Below are 348 nucleotides of genomic sequence, written 5' to 3'. Positions count from 1 at the left end.
AATACCCGTTTGCAGGTGGAGCATCCCGTGACTGAGCTCATTACCGGAATTGATCTCGTAGAACAACAGATAAAGGTTGCCAGGGGAGAAGCTCTTGAGTTTTCTCAGGCAGACCTAAAGATCAGTGGTCATGCAGTGGAGCTCAGAGTCTATGCCGAAGATCCTCTTGAAGATTTTATGCCAAGTGTTGGGCTGCTGGAAAAGTATCGGGGACCTTCTGGGGAAGGAGTTCGCCTTGATGATGGTTTTGAGGAAGGGATGGAAGTTCCGATCTATTATGATCCTATGCTGGCTAAGCTTATTACCTACGGAAAGACCAGGGAAGAGGCGATACAGCGTATGCTGAAG

General features: G+C 48.3%; 1 protein-coding gene. It reads left to right on the top strand.

Going from position 1 to position 348, the window contains the following annotated elements; all coding sequences use genetic code 11:
* The coding region (locus HC176_RS17995) for an ATP-binding protein (protein ID WP_483414761.1) at positions 1 to 348 on the top strand (348 nt) is incomplete at both ends.

Source organism: Tamlana crocina, from assembly GCF_012037625.1.
This window is presented reverse-complemented; position numbering and strand designations above follow the sequence as displayed.